The organism is Mycolicibacterium grossiae (genome assembly GCF_008329645.1).
GTDB lineage: Bacteria > Actinomycetota > Actinomycetes > Mycobacteriales > Mycobacteriaceae > Mycobacterium > Mycobacterium grossiae.
This window is the reverse complement of the sequence record NZ_CP043474.1, coordinates 1,652,946-1,677,357: the sequence shown is the minus strand read 5'-3', so window position 1 is coordinate 1,677,357 and position 24,412 is coordinate 1,652,946. Positions and strand designations below refer to the sequence as shown.

14 protein-coding genes are annotated in these 24,412 nt (G+C 72.1%); 6 read left to right on the top strand and 8 right to left on the bottom strand.

What is annotated here, in order from left to right:
• Positions 1-43: 43 nt before the first annotated feature.
• The gene (gene pks2, locus FZ046_RS08050) at positions 44-6,355 is read right to left on the bottom strand and encodes a sulfolipid-1 biosynthesis phthioceranic/hydroxyphthioceranic acid synthase (protein ID WP_070353719.1); all 6,312 of its coding nucleotides are present in this window, start codon (positions 6,353-6,355) and stop codon (positions 44-46) included.
• A 357-nt stretch (positions 6,356-6,712) separates the two neighbouring features.
• Positions 6,713-7,795, bottom strand: coding sequence for an NAD(P)H-dependent amine dehydrogenase family protein (locus tag FZ046_RS08045; protein WP_070353720.1), 1,083 nt, complete (start codon positions 7,793-7,795; stop codon positions 6,713-6,715).
• Between the two features lie 247 nt (positions 7,796-8,042).
• Here FZ046_RS08045 and FZ046_RS08040 point away from each other — a divergent pair, with 247 nt between their 5' ends.
• Positions 8,043-9,878: an acyl-CoA dehydrogenase gene (locus FZ046_RS08040; RefSeq protein WP_070353721.1), complete on the top strand. Its 1,836-nt coding sequence runs from the start codon at positions 8,043-8,045 to the stop codon at positions 9,876-9,878.
• A 69-nt stretch (positions 9,879-9,947) separates the two neighbouring features.
• On the opposite strand, the gene FZ046_RS08035 is transcribed toward FZ046_RS08040, so the two are convergent.
• Together FZ046_RS08035 and FZ046_RS08030 are read right to left on the bottom strand one after the other, a co-directional pair.
• Complete coding sequence (locus FZ046_RS08035) at positions 9,948-10,757, bottom strand: GNAT family N-acetyltransferase (protein WP_407664473.1); 810 nt, start codon at positions 10,755-10,757, stop codon at positions 9,948-9,950.
• Positions 10,758-10,847: 90 nt separating this feature from the next.
• Entirely contained in the window at positions 10,848-11,771 is a 924-nt protein-coding gene (locus tag FZ046_RS08030; protein ID WP_070353723.1) for a TIGR03564 family F420-dependent LLM class oxidoreductase, read from the bottom strand.
• 42 nt (positions 11,772-11,813) lie between these two features.
• Between FZ046_RS08030 and FZ046_RS08025 the strand changes: the two genes are divergently transcribed.
• Positions 11,814-12,935 (top strand): TDT family transporter, encoded by a 1,122-nt coding sequence (locus FZ046_RS08025; RefSeq protein ID WP_070353724.1) that lies wholly within the window; start codon positions 11,814-11,816, stop codon positions 12,933-12,935.
• A gap of 158 nt (positions 12,936-13,093) precedes the next feature.
• On the opposite strand, the gene FZ046_RS08020 is transcribed toward FZ046_RS08025, so the two are convergent.
• Positions 13,094-14,395, bottom strand: a complete 1,302-nt coding sequence (locus FZ046_RS08020; protein ID WP_070353725.1) for an acetyl-CoA C-acetyltransferase — start codon at positions 14,393-14,395, stop codon at positions 13,094-13,096.
• Between the two features lie 189 nt (positions 14,396-14,584).
• On the opposite strand from FZ046_RS08020, the gene FZ046_RS08015 reads away from it, so the two are divergent.
• On the top strand, positions 14,585-15,937 hold the full coding sequence (locus FZ046_RS08015; protein WP_070353726.1) for a 3-oxoacyl-ACP reductase: 1,353 nt from the start codon (positions 14,585-14,587) through the stop codon (positions 15,935-15,937).
• Positions 15,934-16,791: a MaoC/PaaZ C-terminal domain-containing protein gene (locus FZ046_RS08010; RefSeq protein WP_070353727.1), complete on the top strand. Its 858-nt coding sequence runs from the start codon at positions 15,934-15,936 to the stop codon at positions 16,789-16,791. The genes FZ046_RS08015 and FZ046_RS08010 overlap by 4 nt, the downstream gene beginning before the upstream one ends.
• A 54-nt stretch (positions 16,792-16,845) precedes the next feature.
• Here the strand turns inward: FZ046_RS08010 and FZ046_RS08005 are convergent, their stop codons facing one another.
• The gene (locus FZ046_RS08005; protein WP_070353728.1) at positions 16,846-17,487 is read right to left on the bottom strand and encodes a TetR/AcrR family transcriptional regulator; all 642 of its coding nucleotides are present in this window, start codon (positions 17,485-17,487) and stop codon (positions 16,846-16,848) included.
• Between the two features lie 93 nt (positions 17,488-17,580).
• Positions 17,581-18,768, bottom strand: coding sequence for a glycoside hydrolase family 3 N-terminal domain-containing protein (locus FZ046_RS08000; RefSeq protein WP_070353729.1), 1,188 nt, complete (start codon positions 18,766-18,768; stop codon positions 17,581-17,583).
• Positions 18,769-18,808: 40 nt separating this feature from the next.
• Here FZ046_RS08000 and FZ046_RS07995 point away from each other — a divergent pair, with 40 nt between their 5' ends.
• Complete coding sequence (locus FZ046_RS07995) at positions 18,809-18,982, top strand: DUF2613 domain-containing protein (protein WP_070353730.1); 174 nt, start codon at positions 18,809-18,811, stop codon at positions 18,980-18,982.
• Between the two features lie 22 nt (positions 18,983-19,004).
• Positions 19,005-23,195 (top strand): DUF3367 domain-containing protein, encoded by a 4,191-nt coding sequence (locus FZ046_RS07990; protein WP_211372286.1) that lies wholly within the window; start codon positions 19,005-19,007, stop codon positions 23,193-23,195.
• Here the strand turns inward: FZ046_RS07990 and FZ046_RS07985 are convergent.
• Positions 23,161-24,279 carry an acyltransferase family protein gene (locus FZ046_RS07985; RefSeq protein ID WP_083298478.1) on the bottom strand — a complete coding sequence of 373 codons (1,119 nt, stop codon included), beginning with the start codon at positions 24,277-24,279 and terminating at the stop codon, positions 23,161-23,163. The genes FZ046_RS07990 and FZ046_RS07985 overlap by 35 nt on opposite strands.
• Positions 24,280-24,412: the final 133 nt, after the last annotated feature.

Below are 24,412 nucleotides of genomic sequence, written 5' to 3'. Positions count from 1 at the left end.
CTCCTCGGTTCGCACATGCTCGACGACCTCATCGACTCTGCCATCAGGTCGCTGCGACCGGTTCGCTGGCCGCGAGTTCCTCACACAGGTGGTCGGCCAGGCCGCGCACCGTGGTGATGTGGGTGGGGCTGATCCGGATGCCCATCTCGGTTTCGATGCGGGTCCGCAGCTCCAGGTTGCCCAGCGAGTCCAGGCCGTAGTCCGACAGCGGACGGTCCGGGTCGATGGTGCGCCGCAGCAGCAGGCTGATCTGGTCGGAGACCATGCGACGGATGGCGCTCGGCCACTCCTCGCGCGGCAGCGCGTTCAGTTCGGCGCGGAACTTGCCGGTCTCCTTACCGCCCTGCCCGTTCTCGGCGAATGACTCGGCGAACGTGCTGCGCTGCGCGAACGACGTCACCCACGGCGAGCCCATCAGCGGTGCATAACCGCTGTAGGCGCGGTCGTGCCGCAGCAGCGCGCGGAACGCGGCGAAGCCCTCGGCCGGCGTGATCGCCGCGCCGGAGTCCTCGGCCAGCGCCGTGGCGCGGCCGACCTCCGACCAGGCGCCCCAGGCAATGGCGACGGCCGGCTTGCCCTGGGCGTGCCGCCAGCGGGAGAACGCGTCGAGCCAGCTGTTGGCCGCGGCGTAGGCGCCCTGGCCGGGCGAGCCGACCAGCGCTGCCGCCGAGGAGAAGGAGCAGAACCAGTCCAGCGGCTGGCCCTCCACCGCCTGATGCAGGTGCCACGCGCCGTCCACCTTCGGCGACCAGCAGCGGTCGACGAGGTCCTCGGTGACGTTGGTCAGCGTGGCGTCCTCGACCACCGCGGCGGCGTGCAGCACGCCGCGCACCGGCAGGCCGGTCGACGTAGCCGCCTCGACCAGCCGCCGGGCCGTGTCGGCCTCGGCGGCGTCCCCGCGCACCACCTCGACGGTGGCGCCGGCAGCCGTCACCCGGTCGATCGTGGCGAGCGCCTCGGCCGACGGTGCGCTGCGGCCGTTGAGCACGATGCGGCCCGCGCCCCCCTTGGCCATCTGCTCGGCGAGGAACAGGCCGAGACCGCCCATGCCGCCGGTGATCACGTATGCGCCGTCGGCGCGGAACGTCGGCACCTCTTCGGGCGGCAGCACCGCGATGCTGCGGCCCTTGCGCGGCACGTCGAGCACCACCTTGCCGGTGTGGCCCGCACCGCCGACCAGACGCACGGCGGTGGCCGCGTCGTGGATCGGGTGGTGCGTGGTGGCCGGCAGCGGCAGCGTGCCGTCGGCGGTCTTCTCGTAGACCGTGGTGAGCAGACGACGGACGACGTCGGGGTGGCTGTGGGTGAGCAGCGCCAGGTCGACGGCGTACAGCGACAGGTTGCGGCGGAACGGGAACAGGCCCAGCCGGGTGTCGCCGTAGATGTCGCGCTTGCCGATCTCGATGAAGCGCCCACCGAAGGCGAGCAGCTCGATGCCCTCGCGCTGCGCGGCGCCCGGCAGCGAGTTCAGCACCACGTCGACGCCGTAGCCGTTGGTGTCGCGCCGGATCTCGTCGGCGAACGCCGTGCTGCGCGAATCGTAGACGTGTTCGATCCCCATGTCGCGCAACAACTGTCGGCGCTCCTCGCTGCCGGCGGTGGCGAACACCTCGGCGCCGACGGAGCGTGCGATCGCGATGGCCGCCTGGCCCACGCCACCGGTTCCGGAGTGCACCAGCACCTTGTCGGCGCTGCTGATCCGGGCCAGGTCCACCAGCGAGTACCACGCCGTGGCCGAGGCGGTGGGTACGGCCGCGGCGTCGGCGAGCGGCACCCCGTCGGGCACCGTCACCGCGTGGCGGGCGTCGCACGTGACGAACGTGCTCCAGCAGCCGTTGCGGGACATGCCGCCGACCTTGTCTCCCACCTCGTGCTCGGTGACGCCGGCGCCGACCGCGGTGACCACGCCGGCGAAGTCGATGCCCAGCTGCTGCTTGTAGCCCTCGAACGTCGGGTAGCGGCCGAACGCCACCAGCACGTCGGCGAAGTTGATGCTCGACCCGGTGACCGCGACCTCGATCTCGCCGGGGCCCGGGGCGGTGCGCTGAAACGCCATGAACTCCAACGACTCCACGTCGCCGGGCGTGCGGATCTCCAGCTTCATGCCGTCGGTCTCGTGGTCGACGGTCGTCGTGCGCCGCTCCTCGGGCTGCAGCGGGCCGAGCCGCAGCCGCGCGGTGAAGAACTCGCCGCCGCGCCACGCCGTCTCGTCCTCCTCCGAGCCGCTGCGCAGCTGGCGGGCCAGCTGCGCGGCGACACCGGCGTCGTCGGCGGCGGATTCGACGTCGATCTGCGTGGTGCTCAAATGCGGGTGCTCGGCGTCGACCACGCGCAGCAGACCGCGCAGGCCGGCGTGCTCGAGGTTGGCCCGCTCGTCGGGGCGCACGGTGGCGGCGTCGCGGGTGACGACGTACAACCGGGGCGCCTCGCCGGGCAGATCGGCCAACTCGCGGGCGATCGCGACCAGCGCGGCGACGGTGTCGCGACCGCGGGTGGTCGACTGCTCGCCGGACGGCGGATCGGTCACGACGACGACGCCGCGCGGCCCCTCGGCCAACTCCGCGCTACCGAGAAGCGTTGCGAGCGTTGCCCCGTCGCGTAGCGGCCAGGTGGCCGTCGACGTGGTCGCCCCGTCGGCAGCCAGCGCGTCGGACACCGCGGTGACCAGCGGTCCCGCCGCACCGGACGTGCCGAGCACGAGGTACGTGCCGGCCGCGGCCGTCGGCGCCTCGGGCAGGTCGCGGGTCTCCCAGTTGATGATCAGCAGCCGCTCGTTGAGCGTGCGGGTCTCCTCGTTCGCGGCCGCGGCACCGCCGAGGCGCAGGCCCTCGACGCTGAGCAGCACGTGCCCGTCGGCGTCCAGGATCTCGAGGTCCGCCTCGGCCTCGCCGGGCTTCCACGACGTGACGCGGGTGAGGCAGTAGTGCGCGTTGCGGGTCGGCTGGTGCAGCCGCAGCCGGCGCACGCCGATCGGCAGCAGCAGGCCACCGCCGGCGGCGGCGCTCTGCACGTCGGGATGCACGATCACCGACTGGAAGCAGGCGTCGAGCAGGGCGGGGTGGGTGCCGTACGCGGACTGCTGCGAGCGGATCGCGCCGGGCAGCGCGACCTCGGCGAGCACCGTCGTGATCGTCGAGGTCTCCGGGTCGGCGGTGTTCGTCGCCGAGAGGCCCTCGAAGGCTGGGCCGTAGCCGATGCCGACGCCGGCGTACACCTCGCGCAGGCCCGCGCCGTCGGTACGGTGCGGGTGCTCGGCGAGCAACTGGGCGAGATCGTAGGCAGGGGGCGGCGTGTCGTCGTCCTCGGCGGCCTGCAGGCGGGCGGCGGCGCGGCGGGCCCGCTCGCCCTCGAGGTGCGTCTCGACGGCGAAGTCGAGCACCCCCGGCGCGGTGACGGTGGCGTTGGCCGAGACCGAGGTGTGCTCGTCGAGCAGCAGCAGCTGTTCGAAGCGCACGTCGCGCACGTCGGCGGCGTCACCGAGGGCGGTGCGGGCGGCGGCCAGCGCCATCTCGCAGTACGCGGCGCCGGGGAAGGCCGCCACGTTGCCGACCTGATGGTCGGCGAGCCAGGGGTGCGCCTCGGTGCCGACCTCGCCCTGCCAGACGTGGCGTTCGGGCTCCTCGAACAGGTGCACGTGCGCGCCGAGCAGCGGGTGCACGCCGACGAACGACGTTCCGTGCTGGGCGGTTTCGGCGTCCTCGCGCCGCAGCATCAGCTCGCGGTGCGTCCAGGACGGCAGCGGCGCGTCGACCAGACGGCCCTGCGGGTACAGCGTCGCGAAGTCGACGGCCGCGCCCGCGCTGTGCAGGTCGGCGACGAAACCGCGCAGCCCGGTGGGCAGATCCTGTTCGCGCCGCATCGAGGCCAGTGCCGCGATCGGCATGTCGAGGCTCGCGGCGTTCTGCGACACGGCGTTGGTCAGCAGCGGGTGCGGCGCCAATTCGCCGAAGACGCGGAAGCCGTCCTCCAGCGCCGCCTGCACGGCGGCGGCGAAGCGCACGGTGTAGCGCAGGTTGTCGGCCCAGTAGTCGCCGTCGAACGCCGGCCGGTCGCGCGGATCCCACAGCGTCGCCGAGTAGTACGGGATCTCCGGCTTGGTCGGTTCGATGTCGGTCAGCGCCTCGATGAGGTCGTCGAGGATCGGGTCGACCTGCGGGGAGTGCGAGGCCACGTCCACGGCGACCTCGCGGGCCATGACGTCCTTGGCTTCCCACGCCGCGACCAGCTCGCGGATGGTCGCGGCGTCGCCGCCGACCACGGTCGAGGTGGGCGACGCGACGACCGACAGCACGACGTCGGCGACGCCGCGGATCGACAGCTCGGAGAGCACCTGCTGGCCCGGCAGTTCCACCGCCGCCATGGCGCCGCTGCCGGAGATCCGCTTCATGAGCGTGGACCGGCGGCAGATGACCTTCAGGCCGTCCTCCAGCGACAGTCCGCCGGCGACCACCGCGGCGGCGGCCTCGCCGAGCGAGTGCCCGATGACGGCGCCCGGGACCACGCCGTAGGACTTGAGCGTCTCGGCGAGCGCGACCTGCATGGCGAAGATCGTCGGCTGCACCCGGTCGATGCCGGTGACGGTCTGCGGCGCCGTCATGGCCTCGGTGACCGAGAAGCCCGACTCGGCGGCGATGATCGGCTCGATCCGCGCGATGGTCGCGGCGAACACCGGCTCGGTGGCGAGCAGGCCCGCGCCCATGCGCGGCCACTGCGAGCCCTGGCCGGAGAACACCCACACCGGGCCGCGGTCGGCCTGGCCGACGACGGGCTCATAGGGCGCGTCGCCGTCGGCGACCTCGCGCAGGGCGCTCACCAGCTCGTCGACGCTGCCCGCCGACACCGCGGTGCGGACCGGCTTGTGGGAGCGGCGCCGGGCCAGGGTGTAGCCCAGGTCGGCGAGGTCGCCCGCGCCGTTGCCGCGGTGGGCGTCGATCCAGTCGGCGAGGCGGCGCGTCGAGGAGCGCAGCTGCTCGACCGACGTCGCGGACACCGGGAACAGCAGCGGCGCTTCGGGGTCGGCGCCGGTGCCGGCGTGCTCGTCGGCATCCTGCTCGGCGTCCTGCAGGGGCGCCTCCTCGACCACGATGTGCACGTTGGTGCCGGACAGCCCGTAGGACGACACCGCGGCGCGGCGCGGGGCGTCGGCCGCCGTCGGCAGCGGCGTGGTCTCCTGCGGGATGAACAGTCCAGTCTCGATCTCGACGAGTTCGTCGGGCAGCCGGGTGAAGTGCAGGTTCTGCGGGACGACGCCGTGCTGCAGGGCGAGGATCGACTTGATCATGCCGAGCGGGCCGGACGTCGACTGCAGGTGACCGAAGTTGGTCTTGACCGAGGCGAGCACCGCCGGGCCCGCGGTGCCGTAGACCGTGGCGAGGCTGGCGTACTCGATGGGGTCGCCCACCGGGGTGCCGGTGCCGTGCGCCTCGACCAGCCCGACCGTCGCCGGGTCGACGCCGCCGGCGGCCAGCGCCGCCTGGTACACCGCGACCTGCGCCTCCTCCGACGGCGTCGCGATGTTCACGGTGCGGCCGTCCTGGTTGGCGGCACTGCCGCGGACGACGGCGAGGATGCGGTCGCCGTCGCGCTGGGCGTCGTCGAGCCGCTTGAGCAGGAAGACCACGCAGCCCTCGCCGGAGACGAAGCCGTCGGCGCGCACGTCGAAGGCGTGGCACTTGCCGGTGGGCGACAGCATGCCCTGCAGCGAGCCGGACACCGACTTGCGCGGCTCCAGCGTCACCGCGACGCCACCGGCGAGCGCTAGTTCGCTCTCGCCGTCGTGCAGGCTGCGGCACGCCTGGTGGATCGCCATCAAGCCCGAGGAGCAGGCCGTGTCGACGGTGACGGCGGGACCGTGCAGACCCAGCGCATACGAGACGCGGCCGGAGGCGAAGCTGTTGCTGGTGCCGGTGAAGCCGTACGGCCCCTCGGCGGCGCCGGTGTCGGCCGAGAGGAGTTCGTAGTCCCCGTGGGTGAGGCCGACGAAGACGCCGGTCTGGGTGCGGGCCAGCGTCGTCGGGTCGATGCCCGCGTGTTCCAGGGCGTCCCAGGACGCCTCCAGCAGCAGCCGGTGCTGCGGGTCGATCGCGGTGGCTTCGCGGTCGGTCATGCCGAAGAAGTCGGCGTCGAAGCCGCCGACGTCGTCGAGGAAGGCGCCCCACCGCGTCACCGAGCGGCCGGGGACGCCGGGCTCGGGGTCGTAGTACACGTCGGCGTCCCAGCGGTCCGAGGGGATCTCGCCGACGAAGTCCTCGCCGCGCAGCAGGGCCTCCCACAACTCCTGCGGGGAGTCGATCCCACCGGGCAGTCGGCAGGCCATGCCGATGACGGCAACGGGCGTAGCGGTTGCGGCGCGCAAATGCGTCTCCCTAGGTATTCACGTTTCGACGGCAACTGCCTGGGGAATGGAAAGGCAGCCGCGTCGTGCCGCGCAGCAAGTCCCCCGACATCCCGGCTCGTATTCCGCCATGGAATCGCTTGGTGCAGCCGTAGCTTAGCCGTCCACGCTGACGGTTGCCTGTCCACGCCACGTATGCACGTGAGCGTCAATATAACCCACCAAAGCCGTTCGGCGCGTGCCACTTTGCCCGACGTTGCGCGATGGTCCGCACGAACGCCGTCAATGCAGCACATGCCGCATAACCGCAGTTCATCGGTGTTGCTGGAGAGAATTCACCGCACCGACACCGCCTGTTCGCCCGGGGCGGGTGGCGCGTCAGTCGAGCCAGCGCGTCGCCTCGACCTCAGCCGGCAACGCAGGGTGCAGCGGTACGTCGAGACCGTCGTAGATGCCCGGTTCCCGGGCCGCCAGCCACGAGATGGCGCCGAGCAGACGGTTGGCCGCAGTGGTGTTGCCGCCGTCGGCGCGCGTGCCGCCCGGAACGTCGGCGCGCGTCACGATCGTCAACTGCGGATCGCCGTCGACGATGACGCGATGGTCACCGACGCCCTCGTCGGGCTGCGGCCAGTGCGGTGCGACCGAGGCGTGGATGCGCGTGACGTGTTCGACGACGACACGCTGCCGTCCGCCGGACCATCCGATCACCTTGAGGAAGAAGGCGCCCTGCGTGCCCTTCTCGAAGCGCCCCATGACGGTGTCGACGGACTCCTCGAGCGGCAACCGCTCGACCTCCTCGGTGATCTCGTCGATCTCCAGGCCGAGGCCGCGTCCGATGAGCCGGATGTTGCCGCCCCACACCATCGTCGGGATGGTCGGCAGCAGCATCATCGGGGTGTCGTCCATCGACCCGCCGAAGCCGCACGACACCTTCACCGCGTACGGCTGGTCATAGGTCGAGTAGTCGAAGATCTCCTGGCAGCGAATGGTCCGGATGCGGGTGCACAGACCCGCGGCCGCCACCGCGAGCGCGTCGTTGGCCCAGCCGGGATCGACGCCGCTGACGAGCAGCGCCGCCCCGCCCTCGCGGGCGGCGGCCGTCAGCCGGTCGATCCACTCGGCCGGCGCCGACCGCGGGTCGTACAGCGAGTACAGCGACGGGGTCACCACGTGTTTGCCGGCCCGCAGGCAGCGCTCGATGTCGGTGACCGCCTCGTCGGGCCGGATGTCGCCGGAGGCCATGTACGCCACCGCGTCGCACCCGAGGAGCGCCGCACCGACGTCGAGGCTCACCGCCACCCCGGTCGGCGCGGCGAGCCCGGCGAACTCCGCGGCGTCCCGGTTGGCCTTGTCCGGCGTCGAGGTGATGACGGCCGTCAACTCGAGCCCCGGGAACGCCAGCGCCGAGCGGATCGCCGCGGCGCCCATGTTGCCCGTCCCCCATACCGCCACACGCGTCATTCGGCCCACCCTAACGGGCGTGCCGAACCCGATCGTGGCGGACATCACATCGAGGTTTAGCCGCAGCTCACGACGCCCAACCAACCGTTTGGGCAGGTCGAATGGAGCCCTCGTCGAGGTAGCTGGCGGAAATTTGCTCGACACTGCTTTGCGTTGAAGTTACCGGGCGGTATAGTTGGCCACATTACTGGTGGGTAACTTATTGGAAGTACCCAACCGCCTAAGCATTTCTCATCGAGGAGACAGCGTGAGCCACTACAAGAGCAACGTCCGTGACCAGGTGTTCAACCTGTTCGAGGTGTTCAACGTCGACAAGGCGTTCGGCGCGGGCGCGTACACCGATCTCGATGCCGACACGGCTCGCGAGATGCTCGCCGAGATGAGCCGCCTGGCCGAGGGCCCCATCGCCGATTCGTTCGCCGAGGGTGACCGCAATCCCCCGGTCTTCGACCCCGAGACCCACGTCGTCAAGCTGCCCGCCGCGTTCAAGAAGTCGGTGAAGAGCGTCATCGACGGCGGCTGGGACAAGATCGGCCTCGCCGAGGAACTCGGCGGCATGCCGATGCCCCGCGCGCTGCAGTGGGCCCTGATCGAGCACGTCCTCGGCGCCAATCCGGCCGTGTACATGTACGCCATGGGCGCCGGCTTCGCCAACATCTTCTACAACCTCGGCACCGAGGAGCAGAAGAAGTGGGCCGTCCTCGCCGCGGAGCGCGGCTGGGGCGCCACCATGGTCCTGACCGAGCCCGATGCGGGTTCCGACGTCGGCGCCGGCCGCACCAAGGCCGTCCAGCAGGCCGACGGCACCTGGCACATCGACGGCGTCAAGCGCTTCATCACCTCCGGTGACTCCGACGACCTGTTCGAGAACATCCTGCACCTGGTGCTGGCCCGCCCCGAGGGCGCCGGACCGGGCACCAAGGGTCTCTCGCTGTTCTTCGTGCCGAAGTTCCACTTCGATCCCGAGACCGGCGAGCCGGGCGAGCGCAACGGCGTCTTCGTCACCAACGTCGAGCACAAGATGGGCCTCAAGGTCTCCGCGACCTGCGAGCTGTCCCTCGGCCAGCACGGCACCCCCGCCGTCGGTTGGCTGGTCGGCGAGGTGCACGACGGCATCGCGCAGATGTTCGAGGTCATCGAGCAGGCCCGCATGATGGTCGGCACCAAGGCCATCGCGACGCTGTCGACCGGTTACCTGAACGCGCTGGAGTACGCGAAGAGCCGCGTGCAGGGCGCCGACATGACCCAGATGACCGACAAGACCGCCCCGCGCGTCACCATCACCCACCACCCGGACGTGCGCCGGTCGCTGATGACGCAGAAGACCTACGCCGAGGGCCTGCGCGCGCTGTACCTCTACAACGCGACGTTCCAGGACGCGGCGGTCGCCAAGGCCGTGCACGACGTCGACCCCGAGCTGGCGGTCAAGGTCAACGACCTGCTGCTCCCGATCGTCAAGGGCGTCGGCTCCGAGCAGGCCTACGCCAAGCTCACCGAGTCGCTGCAGACCTTCGGTGGTTCCGGCTTCCTGCAGGACTACCCGATCGAGCAGTACATCCGCGACGCGAAGATCGACTCGCTGTACGAGGGCACCACGGCCATCCAGGCGCAGGACTTCTTCTTCCGGAAGATCGTCCGCGACAAGGGCGTGGCGCTGGGCTACGTCGCCGGCCAGATCGAGTCGTTCGTCAAGAACGAGTCGGGCAACGGTCGCCTGAAGGCCGAGCGCGAGCTGCTCGCGACCGCGCTGGCGGACGTGCAGGGCATGGCCGCCACGCTGACCGGCTACCTGATGGACGCGCAGACCAACCCGAGCAGCCTGTACAAGGTCGGCCTCGGCTCGGTGCGCTTCCTGATGAGCGTCGGTGACCTGGTGCTCGGCTGGCTCCTGCAGCAGCAGGCCGCCACCGCGATCGCCGCGCTGGACTCCGGTGCCGCCGGCGCCGACCGCGCCTTCTACGAGGGCAAGATCGCCGGTGCGTCGTTCTTCGCCAAGAACGTCCTGCCGACCCTCACCAGCACCAAGGCGGTCCTCGAGAACCTCGACAACGAGGTGATGGAACTCGACGAGGCGAGCTTCTGAGCTGACGTCTGACGCGATGGCCCCCGCTACGGCGGGGGCCATTTGCGTGTCCGGGGTCGATTCGGTCGGTCAGCGGGCCAGGATCGCCCGTGCGTAGAGCAGGTCGAACCCGTTGCGCTGCACGTTCTTCTGCGACGTCGAGCCCGGGGCGGTGGTCACGACCGCGACGTCGCAGCCGGCCTCTGCGGCGTCCCGCAGCCGGGCCGCCAGCAGCGCGGCCTGGACACCGCGCCGCCGGAATGCCGGGGCCGTCGCAGCGCCGGTCAGCTGGGCGATGCCGTCGGTGATCCGCATGCTGCCGCCACCGGCAACGGCGCCGTCGCACCACGCGAGGTAGGCGCGGGCGCCCGCCGCGGTGACGTCGCGCTCCGCGCGGGCGATCACATCGCGCGGGAACGACTCGTGGGTGGGGACACCTTCGCCGTCGGGGTGGGCGAAACCGTCGACGACGACGTCGACCCAGGCATCGAGTTCGTCGTCCGTGGCGATCCGCACCTCGACGGGGACGTCCCGGCCGCCGGCCGGCGCGACGCCCTCGAGCGGCCGGCCCAGGACGTTCTCGAAGCCCACCACCGCATGGCCGCGCCGGGTGAGCAGTCCCGCGATCGCGGGGTCGGCGAGCGTGGACAGCTCCACGGCCACCGGTTCGGGCAGCGCACGCTCGACGACGCCCCACGCGGCCGCGTCCGGCACGCCGCCGAAGCCGAGTCCGACCACCTTGTTCATCGGCGACCCGTCCTCGGCGAAGCATGCGTATCCGCCCGCGATGGCGTGGGCGATGCCGGGCGCACCCCTGCCGCCGGCGGCCGCGGTCGCCGCCGCGATGAAGGAGGCCTCGGCGGCCTCGATGCGCGCGGCCAGCGTCATGCCGCAGAACAGTGACGTCACGGGTGGGCAGTGTGCCCCGGACTTGGCGCTTCCGGCCACCGAATTAGCCGTGCGACCGGGCACCCGCGCCGCCGCCGGGCATCAGGCGTAGGCGCGCAGCAGTGCCCGGGTGCGGGCCCGGCCGTCGGGCGAGGTGTCGAACACCGCGGCGACGAACTCGTCGACACCGGCGGCCCGAAGCTCGTCGAGGCGGCCCCGCACGGTGTCCTCGTCGCCGATGATCGCGGCGTCCTCCGGTCCGGCGAAGCCCTCGCGGTCGAGCATCGCCCGGTACGACGGCAGCGAGCCGTACATCGCGAACTGCTCGGCGGCCTGCCGGCGGGAGCCGTCGACGTCGTCGGTGACGCTGATCGGCAGCGCGGCGACCACCCGCACGTCGGACTCGGCGCGACCGGCGTCCGCGGCGGCCTGGCGCAACGTCGGCACGACGTGGCCGGAGAGCGTCGCCGGGCCCGTCATCCACGTGCACGTCCCCGCGGTGCGGCGGCCGGCGATCCGCAGCAGCTGCGGGCCCAGCGCGGCGACGTACACGTCCGGCCGCGGCGCCCCGGGGATCAGCAGCGCGCCCCGGGTGGTGAGGATCTCGCCGCTCGCGTCGGCGGGCTGCCCGTCGAGCAGCGGCAGCAGACCGTCGAGGAACTCGTTGAGCCGGCGGACCGGGCGGTCCCACGGGATGCCCCACATGCCCTCGGTGACCGCCGCGTGCGTCATGCCGAGCCCGAGCGCGAAGCGCCCGCCCGACGCCAAGCTGAGGGTCAGCGCCCGCTGCGCCATCTGCATGGGGTGCTGGTTCTGGATCGGCACCACGCCGCTGGCGACGGAGATGGTGTCGACCTCGCGCAGTGCGACCGCGAGCACGGTCAACAGGTCCGGCTCGTAGGGCAGCTGACTCATCCACACCCGCGCGAAGCCCTCGTCGCGCAGCATCGCGAGGTTCGCGATGGTCGCGTCGATCGGCGACGCGCTGCCGGCGTCCTTCAACTGCCCGAACATACTGACCTGCATGACGTGTCCGCTCCTGTCCGATCGCCCCGCGACCATCGAATCATGACCACCGAGATCGCCCGCCTGCGCTACTTCGGTCCCAACTGGTTCGCCTCGGTGATGGGCACCGGCATCGTCGCGACCGCGGGGGCGGGCCTGCCGCTGCACGTGCCCGGGCTGCACGTGTTCTCGCGCATCGTGTGGGTGGTGGCAGCGGCCCTGCTGGTGGTGCTCATCGTCGCGGTGTCCGCCCAGTGGGCGCGCCACCCGACGGCCGCGCGGGGCCACGCGCGCAACCCGCAGATGACGCACTTCTACGGTGCGGCGCCGATGGCGTTCATGACCGTCGGCGCGGGCGCGCTGCTCGTCGGCAAGGACCTGATCGGCGAGCGTCTGGCCGTCGACCTCGCCTGGGTGCTGTGGACCACCGGCACACTCGGCGGCCTGTTCACCGCCATCTCCATCCCCTACCTGATGTTCACCCAAATCAGCGTCGGCCCCGACGCGGCGTTCGGCGGCTGGCTGATGCCGGTCGTGCCGCCGATGGTGTCTGCGGCGTCGGGGGCGCTGCTGATTCCGCACATGGCGCCCGGCACCGGCCGCACCACGATGCTCTACGGCTGCTGGGCGATGTTCGGTCTGTCGCTCATCGCGGCGCTGGTCATCATCTCGCTGATCTGGAGCCGGTTGGCCCACTACGGCACGTCGGGGACGACGCGGGTGCCGACGTTGTGGATCGTGCTCGGCCCGCTGGGGCAGGGCATCACCGCGGCCGGGCTGCTCGGCGCACAGGCGGCGCTGGCCGTCCCCGCCGACCTGGCGTCGGGCATGGCGGTGTTCGCGGTGCTGTTCGGCGTGCCGGTGTGGGGGTTCGCGGTGCTGTGGATCGCGCTGGCGACGTCGTTGACGGTCCGGACCATCCGCCGCGGCATGCCGTTCGCGCTGACCTGGTGGAGCTTGACCTTCCCGGTGGGAACGTTCGTGACCGGCACCACGCAGCTCGCCGTGCACACGGGGCTACCGGCGTTCCGCGGCGCGGCCGTCGTCGCCTATGCCTGCCTGCTGTGCACCTGGGGTCTGGTGGCCGTGCAGACCGCCCGCGGCAGCCTCGGCGGCACGCTGTTCCAGCCGCCGGCCTCGACGGGCCCCATCACGGCCAGGAAGGACGTGCCGTCAGGCACGTGACCGGGCCGAGGCACGGCCGACTCATGACCACGAAAAGAAGATGCCCCGTGTTGCCGTCGGGTCGGGGGGTCAGACGGCAACACGGAGCTATCAAGTACATCGGCGGGTATCAGCGAGGCGTTACAGCCCTACGGAATCTTCTTTCCCCGACTTTCCGGTCATGCCTCCAGGATGGCGGTGACACCCTGCCCACCTGCGGCGCAGATGGAGATGAGTCCGCGCACGGGCTGGCCGGTCGACGCCTTCTTCTCGGCCAGCTGCTTGGCGAGCTGCGCCACGATGCGGCCGCCGGTCGCCGCGAACGGGTGACCCGCCGCCAGCGAGGAGCCGTTGACGTTGAGCTTGGACCGGTCGATGCTGCCGAGTGCCGCATCCAGCCCCAGCCGCTCCTTGCAGTACTCGTCGGACTCCCAGGCCTGCAGCGTCGCGAGCACCACCGACGCGAACGCCTCGTGGATCTCGTAGAAGTCGAAGTCCTGCAGGGTGAGGCCGTTGCGGGCCAGCAGCCGCGGCACGGCGTAGGTCGGGGCCATCAGCAGGCCGTCGTCGCCGTTGACGTAGTCGACCGCGGCGGTCTCGCCGTCGACGAAGTACGCCAGCACGGGCAGGTTGCGCTCGGCGGCCCACTCCTCGGTGGACAGCAGCGTCACCGAGGCGCCGTCGGTCAGCGGCGTCGAGTTGCCCGCCGTCATGGTGGCGTCGCCGTTCTTGACGCCGAACACCGGCTTGAGCTTGGCGAGCTTTTCGGCCGACGAGTCGGCCCGCAGGTTGTTGTCCCGGTACAGCCCGAGGAACGGGGTGACGAGGTCGTCGAAGAAGCCGCGGTCGTAGGCGGCGGCCATGTTGCGGTGGCTGGCGGCGGCCAGCTCGTCCTGGTCGGTGCGCTTGACGCCCATCTTCTTGGCGGTGATCGCGGCGTGCTCGCCCATCGACAGCCCGGTCCGCGGCTCGCCGTTGGTGGGGATCTCCACGCCGACCGCGGCGGGCAGCTTGCCGACGAGCTTCAGTCGGTCGACGTTGGACTTGGCGCGACGCAGCCCGAGCAGGACGCGGCGCAGGTCGTCGCCGAACGCGATCGGCGCGTCGGAGGTGGTGTCGACGCCGCCGGCCGCGCCGGAGTCGTACTGACCCAGGGCGATGGCGTTGGCCACCGCGATCGTCGACTGCAGGCCCGTCCCGCACGCCTGCTGCAGGTCGTAGGCCGCGGTGTGCGCGTTGAGCGACGTGCCCAGCACGCACTCGCGCATCAGGTTGAAGTCGCGGCTGTGCTTGAGCACCGCCCCGCCGACGACGGCGCCGAGGCGCTCCCCGGCGAGGTTGAACCGCTCGATGAGGCCGTCCAGCGCGGCGGTGAACATGTCCTGGTTGGACGCGTTCGCGTAGGCGCCGTCGGAACGGGCGAAGGGGATCCGGTTGCCGCCCACGATGGCGACCCGGCGTGCAGTCCTGTCCGTGCTCATTGAAGTGCTCCTCTCGTCCGGCTCATCGAGTCGTTCGGTGTTCGAGCCCGACGTTTGCGTTCCGTCGATCTCGGGGAAAGTCGGGTGTCGAGCGTCATACTACCCACCGTTCTTACTCTGGAGTAAGTTCGGTGAGCGGTACGACACCCATGGACATACCCCCTCAGCGACCTCCCGAAAGGCAGCGAAGTGGCTTCCGACCTGTTCTCGCAAGTGGTGAACTCTGGACCGGGATCGTTCCTGGCCAAGCAACTCGGCGTGCCGCGCCCCCAGGAACTGCGCCGGTACCGCGCGGGTGACCCGCCGCTGCCCGGCTCGCTGCTGATCGGCGGCGAGGGCCGCGTGGCCGAGCCGCTGCGCGCCGCCCTCGCCGACGACTACGAGCTGGTGGGCAACAACGCCGGCGGCCGCTGGGCCGACACCTTCGGCGGCCTGGTGTTCGACGCCACCGGCATCAACACGCCTGAGGGCCTCAAGGCACTGCACGACTTCTTCACCCCCGTCCTGCGCAACCTCGCCGCGTGTGCGCGCGTCGTCGTCGTCGGCACCACGCCCGACGAGGCCGACGGCGTGAACGAGCGCATCGCGCAGCGCGCGCTCGAGGGCTTCACCCGCTCGCTGGGCAAGGAGCTGCAGAAGGGCGCCACGGTCAACCTGGTGTACCTCGACGCCGATGCCAAGCCGGCCGCGACCGGCCTGGAGTCGACGCTGCGCTTCCTGCTCTCGGCCAAGTCGGCGTACGTCGACGGTCAGGTATTCGTCGTCGGCGCCGACGACGCCACTCCGCCGGCCGACTGGGACAAGCCTCTGGACGGCAAGGTCGCGATCATCACCGGCGCCGCGCGCGGCATCGGTGCGGAAATCGCCAAGGTCTTCGCCCGCGACGGCGCCCGCGTGGTCGCCGTCGACGTGGAGCAGGCCGCCGAGGCACTCGCCGAGACCGCTGAGAAGGTCGGCGGCACGGCGCTGACGCTGGACGTCACCGCGCCCGACGCGGTCGACAAGATCACCGAACACCTGCGCGAGCACCACGGCGGGCACGCCGACGTGCTGGTCAACAACGCCGGCATCACCCGCGACAAGCTGCTCGCCAACATGGACGACGCCCGCTGGGACTCGGTGATCGCCGTGAACCTGCTGGCCCCGCAGCGGCTGGCCGAGGGCCTGGTGGCCAACGGTGCGCTCGCGTCGGGCGGCCGCATCGTCGGTCTGTCGTCGATGGCCGGCATCGCAGGCAACCGCGGCCAGACCAATTACGCCGCCACCAAGGCCGGGATGATCGGCCTCACCCAGGCACTGGCGCCCGAACTCGCCGAGAAGGGCATCACGATCAATGCCGTCGCCCCCGGCTTCATCGAGACCAAGATGACCGAGGCCATCCCGCTCGCCACCCGCGAGGTGGGCCGCCGACTGAACTCGATGCTGCAGGGCGGCCAGCCCGTCGACGTCGCCGAGGCGATCGCCTACTTCGCCAGCCCCGCGTCGAACGCCGTGACCGGCAACACCATTCGGGTGTGCGGTCAGGCAATGATCGGGGCATGACGGTGTCCGGCGAGCAGCCCAGCGGCCTGCTGAACATGGCCCGCGCGGCGGCCGGCGCCCTGCCGTTCGTGTCGCGCGGCGACGACCTGCCGAAGCGCACCGTGCGGGTGTCCGACCTCGCGATCGATCCCGCGAACGTCGCCGCCTACGCCCAGGTGACCGGCCTGCGGTTCGGCGACACGGTGCCGCTGACGTACCCCTTCGCGCTGACGTTCCCGTCGGTCATGTCCCTCGTCAGCGGCTTCGACTTCCCGTTCGCCGCCATGGGGGCGGTGCACGTGGAGAACGTCATCACCCAGCACCGGCCCATCTCGGTGTCCGACGCGGTCGACGTGGAGGTGCGTGCGGAGAACCTGCGCGAGCACCGCAAGGGTCTGCTCGTCGACGTGCTCACCGACGTCACGGTCGGCAACGACACCGTCTGGCAGCAGGTGACGACGTTCCTGCACCAGCAGCGGACCAGCCTCTCCGACGAGCCGAGGCCGGAGCCGAAGAAGCAGCCGAAGCTTCCGCCACCCAACGCCGTGCTCAGCATCAGCGGTGCCCAGATCCGGCACTACGCCTCGGTGGGCGGCGACCACAATCCCATCCACACCAGCTCGGTCGGCGCGAAGCTGTTCGGCTTCCCCACCGCGATCGCCCACGGGATGTTCACCGCCGCAGCGGTTCTCGGCAACGTCGAGGGCCAGCTGCCCGACGCCGTCCGCTATGCGGTGCGGTTCGGCAAGCCGGTGCTCCTGCCCGCGAAGGTGGGCCTGTACGTCCAGCGCACCGGCGGCGGGTGGGAACTCGCGCTACGCCACCTGTCGAAGGGCTACCCGCACCTGACGGGGACGCTGACGCCGCTGTCCTGACCCGCTACTGGGCGCGGCTCGCCGCGGGGCTAGTGGGCGCGGCTCGCCGCGGGACTAGTGAGCGCGGCTCGCCGCGGTATCGGCCGCCTCGTGCGGGTGCGCGTCGGACGGGTTGCCCTTGAGGCCGCCCCAGAACAGGTTGATCATTAGCTCGGCCGCATCCTGCACGCTGGTGTCGCCGGTGCTGACCCGGTTCGCGACCGCCTCACCGGCACCCACCAGCGCGATGGCCATCATGTCGAAGTCGGTGTCCGGCTCGGGGTTTCGGGTACCGGACAGCAGCAGCCTGCTGACCAGTTCGACGATGCGCTCGCGCCCCTCGCGGACGGTGTGGGCGAACGCCTGCGAGCTGGTCGCCTGGGTGTACAGCACGATCCACGACGCGCGGTTTTCGTCGATGTAGCTCAGGAACGAGACCACGGCGGTGCGCAGCAGTTCCTTCGCCGGCTGGGTGAAGTCGATGTCGGCGCGCACGGTGTCGACGAACCGCGCCAGTTCGCGGTCCAGGCACGCGCCGAACAGCTCCTCCTTGGAGCCGTAGTACAGGTACAGCATCGGCTTGGAGATCTCGGCCTGCGCCGCGATCGCGTCCATCGACGTCTCGTGATAGCCGTTCACCGAGAACATCTGCACGGCGGCGTCGAGCATCTGCTGCTCGCGCACCGCGCGCGGCAACCGCTTCGTTCCACCTGCCATGTCTTCAGGGTAAGCAATGCGTGGCGTCGCGGCGTCCTCCGCGTGGACGCGCCGCCCGCCGCGCGAGTACAGCTAGCCGCCGCGCGGGTACGGCTAGCCGCCGCAGCGCGGGGAGGGGCCCTTCGTCCCGGCCACCTTGAGCACCGACGCGTCGACGGCGCCCATGTTCAGTTCGCCGCCGTTGACCGCGCTCTCCAGGCGGTCGAGCACCGCGGGCACCTCGGTGGTGGTGACCCACAGCGCGACGTCGGCACCGGCCTGCAGCGCCTTCAGCACCGCGTCGGCGACGCCGTAGCGCTGGTTGATGGCGCCCATGCTGGACAGGTCGTCGGTGTACACCAGACCGCCGAAGCCGGGGCCGCCGTACCCGCCCGAACGCAGCAGGCCGTAGGCGGCCGGGCTCAGGCTGGCGGGCAGGTCGCCGGTCAACCCGGGGACCTGCATGTGGCCGACCATCACCGCCACCGGCTGCGCGGTGGTGAGCGCGCCGTAGGGCACCAGGTCATTGGCCTTCAGCGCGTCCAGCGGCGGGGTGACGACGCCGCCGACGTGCGAGTCGCCCGAGGAGTGGCCGTGGCCGGGAAAGTGCTTGAGCACCGGGGTGATGCCGGCGTCGCGCAGTCCCTGCGCGTAGGCGCCGGCGTACTCGATCACCTTTGCGGGGTCCGAGCCGAAGGACCGGTCGCCGATCACCTCGTCGTCGGACTCCTCGGTGACGTCGACGACGGGCGCGAAGTCGACGTTGATCCCCAGGTTGCGCATCGCCTGGCCGCGCTGGAAGGCGATGCCGCGCACCTCGTCGGGCGTGCTGGTCTGGGCCAGGACGCGCGGCGAGGGCTGCGAGCCGATGAGGTTCGCCAGCCGCGACACGCGGCCGCCCTCCTCGTCGACGCTGACCGTCGGGGGCAGCGGTGCGGTGTCCGCGAGCGCGGGCACGGTGCCGTCGGTGAGCATCGAGCGGTCGGTCCAGCTGCCGATGAAGATGCCGCCGACGTGGTGCTGGTCGACGACGGCCTTCGCGTCGTCGGCGCCGGTCACGCCGACCATCAGCAGTTGGGCGAGCTTGTCGCGGGTGGTCATCGACGCCAGCAGCGCGTCACCGGTGCCGCAGGCGGGTGCCCCCGGGGTCGGCGGCAGCGTGGTGGAGGTCGACACCGGGGTGGCCTCGGCGGTCCGCGGCGCCGGTGACGACGGCGACGCACCGCCCGACGAGCAACCGAGGGTCAACACGGACACAGCCGCCACGGCGCACAGGGCGCGGGCCTTCGGGGACGCAACCATGGACACCGAGGCTAACGGGCGGTCGTGCTACGTTGGCGGCGTGGATCGGTTCGTGTTGCCAGCAGCGGCCAGCATCGTGGTCGGACTGCTCCTCGGCGCGGCGGCGATCTTCGGGGTGACGCTGATGGTCCAGGAGGACAGCAAGCCACCCGTGCAGGCCGGTGACCCCGCATCGTCGGTGCTCAACAGGGTCGAGTACGGCGACCGTACCTAGCTCGGCCCCCGGCGCGTCCTTGCTGTCCCGTCGCTGGCTGTGGCTCGTCGGCGCCGCGGCGCTGATCCTGAGCTTTGCCCAGTCCCCGGGCCTCATCGCCCCCGACACCAAGCTCGACCTCACCGCCAATCCGCTGCGGTTCCTCGCCCGCGCCGCGCATCTGTGGAACGGCGAACTCCCGTTCGGCCAGGCGCAGAACCAGGCCTACGGCTACCTCTTCCCGCACGGCGCATTCTTCCTCGCCGGTGACCTCCTCGGCCTGCCCGGCTGGGTGGTGCAGCGGCTGTGGTGGGCCCTGCTGCTCGCCGCGGGCTTCTGGGGACTGCTGCGCGTCGCGGAGGCCCTGGGCATCGGCACCACCAGCTCGCGCGTCGTCGCCGCCGCCGCGTTCGCGCTGTCGCCGCGCGCGCTGACCACGCTGGGCGCGATCTCCTCGGAGACGCTGCCGATGATGCTGGCGCCGTGGGTGCTGCTGCCGGTGATCCTCGCGCTCCAGGGAAAGGGCTCCGTGCGCGTCCTGGCGGCGCGCTCGGCGGTGGCGATCGCCCTGATGGGGGCGGTGAACGCCGTCGCGACGCTCACCGGCTGCCTGGCGGCGGTGCTGTGGTGGGCCACGCACCGGCCCAACCGGCTGTGGTGGCGCTTCACCGGCTGGTGGGCGCTGTGCACCGCGCTGGCCGTCACGTGGTGGGTGGTCGCGCTGCTGTTGCTCGGCCGCGTCAGCCCGCCGTTCCTGGACTTCATCGAGTCCTCCGGGGTCACCACGCAGTGGCTCTCGCTCACCGAGGTGCTGCGCGGCACCTACAGCTGGACGCCGTTCGTGGCGCCGACCGCGACGGCCGGCGCCTCGCTGGTCACCGGGTCGGTGGCGGTGCTCGCCACCACGCTGGTCGCCGCGGCGGGCCTGGCCGGGCTGGCCATGCGCACCATGCCCGCCCGCGGCCGGCTGATCGCCATGCTGCTGGTGGGCCTGACGCTGCTGGCGGCGGGCTACGCGGGCGGCCTGGGTTCCCCGGTCGCTGAGCAGGTTCGGGCGTTCCTCGACGCCTCGGGCACGCCGCTGCGCAACGTGCACAAGCTGGAGCCGCTGCTGCGCCTGCCGCTCGTCCTGGGCCTGGCGCACCTGCTCGGCCGGGTGCCCCTGCCCGGCAGCGTGCCGCGCCGCGAGTGGATCTCGGCGGTGGCCAACCCGGAGCGCAACAAGCGGGTGGCCGTCGGCATCGTGGTCCTCGCCGCGCTCGCGGCCGGTACGTCGCTGGCGTGGACCGGCCGGCTCAGCCCGCCGGGCGGCTTCACGGCCGTGCCGGACTACTGGCACGAGGCCGCAGCGTGGCTGGACGAGAACAACTCCCCCGATCCCGGCCGCGTGCTGGTGGCGCCCGGCGCACCGTTCGCGACGCAGGTGTGGGGCAACAGCCACGACGAACCGCTGCAGGTCCTCGGTTCCAGCCCGTGGGGCGTCCGCGACTCCATTCCCCTCACCCCGCCGCAGACCATCCGCGCGCTGGACTCCGTGCAGCGGCTCTTCGCGGCGGGCCGCCCGTCCGCCGGGCTCGCCGACACGCTGTCGCGGCAGGGCATCTCGTTCGTCGTCGTCCGCAACGACCTCGATCCCGACGCGTCCCGGTCGGCCCGACCGCTGCTGGTACACCGGGCCATCGACGGGTCGCCCGGGCTGACGAAGGTCGCCGAGTTCGGGCAGTTGATCGGCCCGGGCCGGCTCGACGGCTTCGTCAGTGACAGCGGGCTGCGGCCGGCGTACCCGGCCATCGAGATCTACCGGGTCCGCGGCACCACCCCGGTCCGGCCCTACCTGGTCGACGCCGACGCGATGGCCCGCGTCGACGGCGCGCCGGAGGCTCTGCTGCGCCTCGACGAGCGCCGTGCGCTGCTCGGCCGACCGCCGCTGGGGCCGATGCTGCTGACCGCCGACGCCGAGCGCGCCGGCCTGCCCACCCCCCTCGTCACGGTCACCGACACCCCCGCCGCGCGCGAGACCGACTACGGCCGCGTCGACGACCACTCGTCGGCGATCCGCACCCCGAACGACCCCCGCCGCACCTACAACCGGGTACCGGACTACCCCTCCCCCGGCGTCGATCCGGTGTACGGCGCGTGGACCGGCGGCCGGCTCAGCGCGTCGAGTTCGTCGTCGGATTCCACCGCGCTGCCGAACGTCGCACCGGCGAGCGGCCCGACCGCCGCGATCGACGCCGACGCCACCACCAGTTGGGTGTCGAACTCGCTACAGGCTGCGCTGGGCCAGTGGCTGCAGGTGGACTTCGACCGCCCGATCGCCAACGCCACCGTCACGCTCACCCCCAGCGCCACCGCGGTCGGCGCGCAGGTCCGCCGCATCGAGATGTCCACCGCCACCGGCACCAGCACGCTGCGCTTCGACGAGCCGGGCAAGCCGATCACCGCGGCCCTGCCCTACGGCGAGACCGACTTCGTGCGCTTCACCGCGGCCGGCACCGACGACGGCTCCGCGGGCGTCCAGTTCGGCATCACCGACCTGGCGGTGACGCAGTACGACGCATCGGGCTTCGCGCACCCGGTGACACTGCGGCACACCGTCGAGGTGCCCGGGCCGCCGCCGAATGCGGCTGTCGCGCAATGGGATCTGGGCTCGGACCTGCTCGGCAGGCAGGGCTGCGCCGCCGGGCCGCAGGCGACGCTGTGCGCGGCGGCCATGGCGCTGTCCCCGGAGGAGCCGATCAACCTGAGCCGCACGCTCACCGTGCCGCAGGCCACCGACGTCACCCCGACGGTATGGGTGCGCGCGCGTCAGGGACCGGCGCTGGCCGACCTGATCCGCCAGCCCGGCACCACCCGCGCGGTCGGCGACGCCGACCCGATCGACGTGCTGGGCTCGGCGTACGCGGCCACCGACGGCGACCCGCGCACGTCGTGGACGGCACCGCAGGTCGTCGCCCAGGGCGGGGCGGCGGCCAACCTGGAACTGCGCCTGCCACGGCCGACGCCGGTGTCCGGCGTGCGCCTGACGCCGAGTGTGGTCACGCTGCCCGCGCACCCTACGCTCATCGCCGTTGACCTCGGCGACGGCCCGCAGGTGCGCCGGATCGATCCGCGCGGCGGCGCGCAGACGCTGGCGCTGCACCCGCGCACCACCGACGTCGTGAAGCTCTCGATCCTCGACTGGGACGACGTGATCGACCGCACCGCACTGGGATTCGACCAGATCAAGCCGCCCGGTCTCGCCGAGGTCGCGGCCCTCGACGCCCGCGGCGCCGCGATCGCACCGGCGGACGCCGCGACCAACCGGACCCGGGTGATCGACCTGCCGTGCGGCCGCGGTCCCGTCATCGGCATCGCCGGCCAGTTCGTGCAGACGTCGGTGCGCGCCACGGTCGGCGACCTGCTGGCCGGCACGCCCATCGCCGCGACGCCGTGCCGCACTGCGCCGATCGCCCTGCCCGCCGGTCAGCAGGAACTCCTCGTCAGCCCGGGGTCCGCATTCGTCGTCGACGGAGCGCGGCTGGCAGGCCCGCGCGCGGCCGAGGTGCGCAGCGCACCCACCACCCCGGCCGCGACGGGCGAGTGGACCAACGACCGCCGCGTCGTCGACGTGACCGCCGCCCCGACCGAACGGGTGCTGGTGGTGCCGGAGAGCGTCAACCCGGGCTGGGCGGCCCGCACGGCCGACGGCACCGCACTGACGCCCGTCACGGTCAACGGCTGGCAGCAGGGGTGGGTGCTGCCCGCCGGGACGTCGGGTCGAGTGACGCTCGCGTTCGCGTTCAACACCCCCTACCGCGTCGGGCTGTTCGGCGGGCTGGCCCTGCTGCCGCTGCTCGGGCTGCTCGCGTTCTGGCGCGCGCGCCGCCGCACGGCACCGGCCGAGCCGGCGGCGCCGTGGCGACCGCCCGCGCCCGTCGTCGGCGTGGCCGTCGTGGCGCTCGGTGCGGTGATCGCCGGCTGGGCCGGTGCGCTGGTGCTGGCCGCAGCCGTCGGCCTGCGCCACCTGCTGCGGCATCGGCCGTGGCTGGACCGGGCGACGCTGCTGGTCACCGCAGGCGGGCTGACCGTCGCCGGGGCCGTCCTCAGCCAGAATCCGTGGCGCTCGGTGGACGGCTACGTCGGCCACTCGCCGTGGGTGCAGCTGTGCGCACTGCTGTCGGTCGCCGCGCTGGCGGCCACCGTCGTCGTCGCACCGGTCAGTGCGCCACCGCCGGTTCGGTCCGATCCGTGACCGAGCTGTCCAGCGGCGACGGCCGGCGGCGGCGCTCCCACCGGCGCAGCGCCTGTCGGCAGGGCGACTCGACGAGCGCGTAGCTCACCGCGGCGATCGCGAAGCCAAAGATCAGCGTCAGCGCCAGCACCACCGGCATGTGCCCATTGAAGGCGAACGCGCCGATCATCGGGAAGACCATCGCCAGCGCGGCGAGGTGCCACACGAACAGGCCGTAGGACCACCGGCCCAGCACCACCATCGGCGCGCTGCCGAGCCATCGGTGCGGCGTGTCCGGCCGGTCCAGCACCAGCGGCGCCAGCAGCGCGCCCGCGACGATCGCTCCCATCGCCGTCTTCAGCATCACCTGGCCGATGCTGCCGGGCTGCAGGCCCTCGCGACCGGCCAGCGGCGAGGCCGCGACGGCGAACGCGACCACCGCGATGCCCGCCATGACGAACCGCCGCCGCGCCAGCCGGTGCGCCCAGCCCACCGGCATCACGGTCAGCTCCGCCAGCACCATGCCGGCGGCGAACCAGGAGAAGAAGGCCGGCGGCCAGTTCCACAGGTTGTGCCCGGACGCCGGATCCGACGGTATGAACACCCAGAACAGACTGAGCAGCGCCACCAGCAGCAGCGCCGGGACGCGCGCGGCGACCGGCAGGCGGCGCGCCAGGAACGCGAGCAGCGGCAGCGCCAGATAGAAGCTCACCTCCACCGACAGGCTCCACATCTGCGTCAGCCCCGCCGTCAGCGTCAGCGGCACGTAGATCTGGGTGAGCGTGAGGTTGGCCAGCCACACCGTGCCGTCGGCCCGCGAGTCGACGGCGCCGGGCAGCAGCGTCAGGATCACCACGACGGCCACCAGGTATCCGGGCAGGATCCGCACGATGCGCGACCGCAGGTAGTGGCCGGTGGGCGGCCGGTGCCGCAGCCCGCGCGCTGCGGCGGCGTGACCGCGCCACAGCAGGAAGCCCGACAGCGCGAAGAACACCGCCACCGCGAGGTCGAAGCGGCCCAGCACCCGGCCGGTGAACCCGGAGTTGTGCCCGGTCTGGAAGGCGACGTGGGTGATGACGACGCCGATGGCCGCGCAGGCGCGCATGCCCTCCACCGCGGGGAGGAAGCTGCGCTGCCCGCCGGTCGCGCCGTCGGGGACTGCTGCCGTCACGGGGCCCAGTGTGCCCGACGTCGTGACCCCCTTCCGACCACGCACCGGGGACCGCGGCCCCCTCGGA

Excerpts from the sequence above, each read along its gene's own strand:
- FZ046_RS08045 (WP_070353720.1), bottom strand. The coding sequence starts at position 7,795 with ATGACGCGTGTGGCGGTATGGGGGACGGGCAACATGGGCGCCGCGGCG.
- FZ046_RS08030 (WP_070353723.1), bottom strand. The coding sequence starts at position 11,771 with ATGCAGGTCAGTATGTTCGGGCAGTTGAAGGACGCCGGCAGCGCGTCG.
- FZ046_RS08025 (WP_070353724.1), top strand. The coding sequence starts at position 11,814 with ATGACCACCGAGATCGCCCGCCTGCGCTACTTCGGTCCCAACTGGTTC.
- FZ046_RS08020 (WP_070353725.1), bottom strand. The coding sequence starts at position 14,395 with ATGAGCACGGACAGGACTGCACGCCGGGTCGCCATCGTGGGCGGCAAC.
- FZ046_RS08010 (WP_070353727.1), top strand. The coding sequence starts at position 15,934 with ATGACGGTGTCCGGCGAGCAGCCCAGCGGCCTGCTGAACATGGCCCGC.
- FZ046_RS08005 (WP_070353728.1), bottom strand. The coding sequence starts at position 17,487 with ATGGCAGGTGGAACGAAGCGGTTGCCGCGCGCGGTGCGCGAGCAGCAG.
- FZ046_RS08000 (WP_070353729.1), bottom strand. The coding sequence starts at position 18,768 with ATGGTTGCGTCCCCGAAGGCCCGCGCCCTGTGCGCCGTGGCGGCTGTG.
- FZ046_RS07985 (WP_083298478.1), bottom strand. The coding sequence starts at position 24,279 with ATGCGCGCCTGCGCGGCCATCGGCGTCGTCATCACCCACGTCGCCTTC.